Source organism: Corallococcus exercitus, from assembly GCF_003611585.1.
Taxonomy (GTDB): Bacteria; Myxococcota; Myxococcia; order Myxococcales; family Myxococcaceae; genus Corallococcus; species Corallococcus exercitus.
Window position 1 is genome coordinate 1 of the sequence record NZ_RAVW01000517.1, and the last position, 6,158, is coordinate 6,158.

A 6,158-nucleotide genomic window follows, 5' to 3' on the forward strand; every position below is an offset into this window, starting at 1 on the left:
CGCCCAGCGCCCGCGCGGGCGGCCCCGTCACCCCGTCCGCGAAGCGCTGCTCCCAACGCGTGCTCCCGTCCTTCGCCGACAGCGCCAGCACCCGGCCCGGCCGCGTGGCCACGAAGACGGTGTCGCGCTCCGAGTCCAGCCCCACCACGTCCGTCACCGGCTTCGACCAGCGCGGCTCACCGCTCTGAGCGTCCAGCCCCCACAGGCCGGACTCGAGCGGCACCACCAGCACATCCTCCAGCAGCACCGGCGCGGCCCGGAGCGCCGGGGCCACGGACACCTGTGGCTCCAAGGATTTCACCGGAGCGGGCGCCGGAGCCTGCGCCGGAGCCCTGGGCGCCGGCCGCTTCCAGCGCGCCTGGCCGGAGTCCACCGCCAGGGCGCGCACCGCTCCATCGGGCGTCACCAGGAAGACGGTGTGTCCCGCGTCGTCCACCACGGGCGGTGTGAGCACGGGGGGCTCGCCGCCCAGGCGCCAGCGCTCCTTGCCGTCCTGAAGCGACAGACAGGCCAACTCCCCCACCACCGTCCCCACGATGACGCTGTCGCCGGCCAGGGCGGGGGCCACCGCCACCTCGCGGCCCAGTCGGGTGGTCCACACCGGCCGGCCCTCGCGGTCCAGGCGCACCACCGCGCCCGCCTCGTTGCCCAGGAGCACCCCGTCCGCCAGGGCCGTGAGCCCCGTCCGGGAGGATGCATCGCTGGAGTACTGGAAGGCCGGCTCCACCGGCGCCCGCTGGCACGCCATGACGGCCAGCGTCAACGTCAGGCAGGGCACCAGGAGCAGGCGTGGACAGGCGCGGGACGGCATGGTTTGGGGGAGGATGACGCAAGCGAGGAACTTCGACCATGCCCACGATTCGTGACGACGAAACCCCCAACGCCACCGGCATCCCTTCATCCGCCCGGCGCACGGACATCATCCCGCCTCCCACGCTGGCGGTGACGGAGGAGCTGCTCCACGCGCTCCCCAAGACGGACCTGCACTGCCACCTGGACGGGTCCATGCGCCTGAAGACCATCCTGGAGCTGGCCGAGCAGCAGAAGATCAAGCTCATGGCCGACACCGAGGACGGCCTGGCCAAGGCCATCCACATGGGCCAGGTGTGCAAGAGCCTGGAGGAGTACCTCGTCGCGTTCGACGTGACGCTCTCCGTGCTCCAGACCGCCGAGTCCCTCTACCGCGCCGCCTACGAGCTGGCCGTGGACGCCGCCGCGGAGAACGTGCGCTGGCTGGAGGTGCGCTACTCGCCCGCGCTGCACCTGCAGAAGGGCCTGAAGATGACCACGGTCATCGACTCCGTGCTGGAGGGCCTGCGCGCCGCCAAGCGCGAGACGGGCATCAAGTGCGCCGTCATCGTCTGCGGCATCCGCCACATCAACCCGCAGACGTCCATGCGGCTGGCGGAGCTGTCCGTCGCGTACAAGAACCGCGGCGTCGTGGGCTTCGACCTGGCGGGCGCGGAGGCCAGCTTCCCCGCCAAGGACCACCTGGACGCCTTCCGCCTCATCCTCAAGAACAACGTCAACTGCACCGCGCACGCCGGTGAGGCCTACGGCCCGGAGTCCATCTCCCAGGCCATCCACTCGCTGGGCGCGCACCGCATCGGCCACGGCACGCGGCTGCGCGAGGACGGGGACCTGCTCAACTACGTCAACGACCACCGCATCCCCATGGAGGTCTGCCCGTCCTCCAACGTCCAGACGGGCGCGGTGTCCTCGCTGGAGTCCCACCCGCTCAAGTTCTATTTCGACTACGGCCTGCGGGTGACCATCAACACCGACAACCGCCTCATCACCGACACCACGGTGACGAAGGAGCTGTGGCTCGCCCACCGCCAGCTGGGCCTGTCGCTGGAGGACCTCACCACCGTCATCGTGTCCGGCTTCAAGAGCGCCTTCCTCCCGTTCCGGGAGAAGCAGGACATGCTGCGGCAGGTGAACCAGGAGATCGCCACCACGCTCGCCGCCTTCGAGAAGCGGCCCGTCGCGGCCATGCGCCAGCCGGCCTGATTCCACGCCATGGACGAAATCCAGGGCATTGCCCCGTCGCCGGACGCCGACCCCGCGCGAGAGAAGGCGGCCCAGGCCCTCAAGGTTCCCGCCCTCCTGATGATGGGGATGGGCGGGCTGTGGGTGCTCTACACGCTCTTCGGGCTCTACCGGACGCTGTCCTCGGAGGGCATGCAGCAGCTGCAGGCGGCCGTGGAGAAGGGCCTGGCGGTGTACCCACCGGAGCTCCGGGTCCAGATGCGCTCCATCCTGGCCCTCTTCCTGAGCCCGACCTTCCTCACCGTCAGCGCCGTGCCCGGAATCTGCCTCAACGGGCTGGTCGTCTTCGGGGCCTGGAAGATGAAGAACCTCCAGCTCCACGGGCTGGCCATCACGGTGGCCATCATCTGCTGCATCCCGTGCTGCGGCCCGGCGTGGGGCCTGGGGCTCATCCCGGGCATCTGGTCGCTCGTCGTGCTCAACCGCCCGGAGGTGAAGGCGGCCTTCCGAACGAAGTGAGCTCAAGGAAAAGCGGGCGCCCCGGGAGTGCTTCCGGGAGCGCCCGTGGGGGCCCGCGTCAGGTCAGGTGACCTTCATCCCCTTGGGGATGACGACGACGCCGCCGGACGTGACGTGGAAGCGGCGCTTGTCCTCCACCGGGTCGTAGCCAATGGTCATCCCGGGAGGAATCTCCACGTTCTTGTCGATGATGGCCCGCTTGATGCGGCACCTGCGGCCGATGGTGACGTTCTCGAAGAGGATGGAGTCCTCCACCTCCGAATACGAGTTCACCCGCACCTTCGGCGACAGCACGGAGCGGTGCACGCTGCCACCGGAGATGATGCAGCCCTCCGCCACCAGTGAGTCCGTCGCCTTGCCCACGCGCTTGTTGTCCTGGTCCGCGAAGACGAACTTCGCGGGCGGGTAGTTGTTGGGCTGCGTGTGGATGGGCCAGCGGTCGTTGTAGAGGTTGAAGGTCGGGTCCACCTCCACCAGGTCCATGTTGGACTGGTAGTACACGTCGATGTTCCCCACGTCCCGCCAGTAGCCGCGCTCCTTGTCCTCCTGGCCGGCCACCGTGTTCTGGGCGAAGTCGTACACGTACACGGGCTCGTGCTTGTACAGTTCGCTGATGATGGACTTGCCGAAGTCGTGCGCGCTCGTCTCGTCCGCCGCGTCGCGCACCACCTGCTTCACCAGCGTGTCCGTGGTGAAGAGGTAGTTGCCCATGGAGGCCAGGCACATCTTCGGGTTGCCCGGCATGGGCGGCGGGTCCTTGGGCTTCTCCAGGAACTGGAGCATCCGCCCGTCCGGCCCCACGTCGATGATGCCGAACTCGCGCCCCTGCTCGATGGGCACCGGAATGGCGGCCACGGTGCACGCGGCCTTCCGCTCGATGTGGAAGTCCAGCATCTTGCGGACGTCCATCCGGTACACGTGGTCCGCGCCGAAGACGAAGATGTGGTCCGGCTCCTCGTCCGTGATGATGTTGAGGTTCTGGTAGATGGCGTCCGCGCTGCCCTTGTACCAGTCCACGCCGGTGCGCATCTGCGCGGGCACCGCTTCCACGTAGTGGCCCAGGAACGCCGTCATGCGCCACGTGCGCGACAGGTGGTTGTTGAGCGAGTCGCTCTTGTACTGGGTCAGCACCTTCATCCGGTACACGCCGGAGTTGGCGAAGTTCGACAGGACGAAGTCGATGATGCGATAGCGCCCGCCGAACGGCACCGCGGGCTTCGCGCGCTCACGGGTGAGGGGCTCCAGGCGCGTGCCCGCGCCTCCCGCCAGAATCATGGCCAGCAGCTTTGACATAGGTGCCGGCCACGTTAACCGCCGGCCGCCGCCCCACAATGGCCGAGCGGCCCGTGCAAGCCTTTCCGTTGAGTGCCCAACCGGGCGGGGTGGATGGGAGGAAAGCGACCTCCCGGTTTCGCAGCATGTAGGAGGAGGGGCGCAACCCCGTGCGTCCTCCCGGCTTGCGTGGCTTCCCCGGACCTTGCGTGCTAGCGTGGCCCGGCGATGTCTGGCGACCAAACGCGAGTCACCAAGATCTCCAGCCTCACCCCGGGTCCCGAGCGCGGCACCGAGTGTTGCCTCGTGCAGATCCACGGCCCTGAGCTGGGCAAGAAGTACGTGCTGGAAGAGACCGAGTTCACCATCGGTCGCGACCAGCACAACCACATCGTGGTGGACCTGGACAACGTGTCCCGCCGCCACGCTCGCATCTGGGGCCGGCAGGGGAAGATGTTCGTGGAGGACCTCCAGTCCACCAACGGCACCTACCTCAACGACCGGGAGGTGCTCCAGGCGCAGCCCCTGCGCAGCGGGGACCTGGTGAAGGTGGGCGGCTCCATCTTCAAGTTCCTCGATGGCGACAACATCGAGACCCAGTACCACGAGACCATCTACACGCTGACCATCGCGGACGGTCTCACCGGCATCAACAACAAGCGCTACTTCCTGGAGTACCTGGAGCGGGAGATGGGCCGCTCGCACCGGTACCAGCGCACGCTGTCGTTGATGATGTTCGACATCGACCACTTCAAGCAGATCAACGACGTCCACGGCCACCTGGCCGGCGACCACGTGCTGCGAGAGATGGCCCAGTCCATCAAGCGGCTGGTGCGCCGCGAGCAGTGCTTCGCGCGCTACGGCGGCGAGGAGTTCGCCGTCGTCATGCCGGAGGACGGCCCGGACAAGGCGCGCCTGTTCGCGGAGAAGATCCGCAAGCTGGTGGAGGACAAGCGCTTCGTCTTCGAGGACAAGGACATCCCCGTCACCATCTCCATCGGCGTGGCGGAGGTGGCCTCGGAGATGTCGGAGCCCGCCCAGTTCATCAAGGTGGCGGACGCGAACCTCTACAAGGCCAAGAAGACCGGCCGCAACCGCGTGGTGGGCTGAGGGCCATGGCGGACGCAGGCGGCGGCCCGTCCTTCCTGGCCCGGCTCATCCTCGTCCTCCTGGGCGTGGCCTTCCTGGGCGCCGCCTGGGTGTGGCACCGCAAGGACTCGGACCCCAACGCCGCCCGGCTCGTGGAGCGCGTGAGCGGCGGCCGGGTGCACGGCGGCGCGGCGAATCCGTAGCCGCCGCGCCACCTCCGCCTGACGTCAGGTGCCTTCGCGCGTCTCGGCCAGCCGGCCGCGGGTGCCGGGCAGGTTTCCGGGCGGCATCTTCCCGTAGATGTACTGGACCGTGTCGAGCAGCGTCTCGTGCACGTCGCGCGCCTTGAAGCCCAGCTCGCGCTCGGCCTTGGCGGGCTCCAGGTAGAAGAAGTGCTCGCCAATCTCGACCTCCTGCGGGTCGAGCTTGGACACGGTGCCGCGCATCTTCGCGAACTGCTCCAGCAGCTTGCCGCCCCAGATGTTCAGCTCGCGCGGCAGCTTCATGCGCGGGGCGGGCACGCCGGTGAGGCGCTGGAGCCGGTCGAAGAAGTCCGACATGGCCATGTTCACGCCCATCAGGTGGCGGCCGTAGACCTCGCCCCTGGTGAGCGCCTGCACGAAGGCGTCCGCCGCGTCGCGCGCGTCCACGAAGGAGATGCCGCCGCCGGGCATGGCCGGAATCTCGCGGTTGAGGAACTTCACCACCGTCCACGTGGACGACAGCCGGTCATCCCCGGGCCCCATCAGCAGGCTGGGGTTGAGCACCACCAGCGGGACGGAGTGCTTGCGGCAGTACTCCAGCGCCAGCTTCTCCTCGTAGATTTTCGACAGGTAGTAGGGCCAGTTGGCGACGGTGGTGATGGGGTAGTCGTCGTCCTCCGTGCCCACGCGGTCGTCCTTCGACACCGCGATGGTGCCGGAGGTGGAGCCCAGGATGACGCGCTTGATGCCCGCTTCGCGCACGTCGCGCAGCAGCTCGCGCGTGCAGTCCACGTGCAGCTCGTACATCCGCCGCGCGTCCTTGTTCTGGAAGGAGACGAGCCCCGCCAGGTGGTAGACGGCGTCCACGCCCTCCAGCGCGCGGCGCACGGCGTCCCGGTCCTTGAGGTCGCCCTGGTGCACTTCCGTCTTCGCGAACGCGGGGCCTGACGGCTTCGAGCGCGCGATGAGGCGCACGTCGTGGCCCGCCTCCACCAGCTTGGGCACCAGGTGCGTGCCCAGGAACCCCGTGCCTCCGGTGACGAGCAGCTTCACGCGTCCTTCCCTTCCGGCAGGGCCCGGGCG

Annotated in this window: 7 protein-coding genes; 4 read left to right on the top strand and 3 right to left on the bottom strand. The window is 68.5% G+C overall.

Annotated elements, in window-relative coordinates; all coding sequences use genetic code 11:
• Nucleotides 1-811 (bottom strand): outer membrane protein assembly factor BamB family protein (locus tag D7W79_RS37400; protein ID WP_120530049.1); only part of this gene is annotated, 811 nt, incomplete at its 3' end.
• A 38-nt stretch (nucleotides 812-849) separates the two neighbouring features.
• Here D7W79_RS37400 and add point away from each other — a divergent pair.
• Both add and D7W79_RS37410 read left to right on the top strand, forming a co-directional pair.
• Complete coding sequence (gene add, locus D7W79_RS37405; RefSeq protein WP_120530050.1) at nucleotides 850-2,013, top strand: adenosine deaminase; 1,164 nt, start codon at nucleotides 850-852, stop codon at nucleotides 2,011-2,013.
• A gap of 9 nt (nucleotides 2,014-2,022) precedes the next feature.
• Nucleotides 2,023-2,511 (top strand): hypothetical protein, encoded by a 489-nt coding sequence (locus D7W79_RS37410; RefSeq protein WP_120530051.1) that lies wholly within the window; start codon nucleotides 2,023-2,025, stop codon nucleotides 2,509-2,511.
• Between the two features lie 63 nt (nucleotides 2,512-2,574).
• Here D7W79_RS37410 and glgC read toward each other — a convergent pair whose 3' ends face one another.
• Nucleotides 2,575-3,804: a glucose-1-phosphate adenylyltransferase gene (gene glgC, locus D7W79_RS37415; protein ID WP_120530052.1), complete on the bottom strand. Its 1,230-nt coding sequence runs from the start codon at nucleotides 3,802-3,804 to the stop codon at nucleotides 2,575-2,577.
• 207 nt (nucleotides 3,805-4,011) lie between these two features.
• Here glgC and D7W79_RS37420 point away from each other — a divergent pair, with 207 nt between their 5' ends.
• Together D7W79_RS37420 and D7W79_RS44390 are read left to right on the top strand one after the other, a co-directional pair.
• Nucleotides 4,012-4,893, top strand: a complete 882-nt coding sequence (locus D7W79_RS37420) for a GGDEF domain-containing protein (protein ID WP_120530053.1) — start codon at nucleotides 4,012-4,014, stop codon at nucleotides 4,891-4,893.
• 5 nt (nucleotides 4,894-4,898) lie between these two features.
• Nucleotides 4,899-5,075 carry a hypothetical protein gene (locus D7W79_RS44390; RefSeq protein ID WP_167497789.1) on the top strand — a complete coding sequence of 59 codons (177 nt, stop codon included), beginning with the start codon at nucleotides 4,899-4,901 and terminating at the stop codon, nucleotides 5,073-5,075.
• Between the two features lie 24 nt (nucleotides 5,076-5,099).
• Here the strand turns inward: D7W79_RS44390 and D7W79_RS37425 are convergent, their stop codons facing one another.
• Nucleotides 5,100-6,128, bottom strand: a complete 1,029-nt coding sequence (locus D7W79_RS37425) for an NAD-dependent epimerase/dehydratase family protein (RefSeq protein ID WP_120530054.1) — start codon at nucleotides 6,126-6,128, stop codon at nucleotides 5,100-5,102.
• Nucleotides 6,129-6,158: the final 30 nt, after the last annotated feature.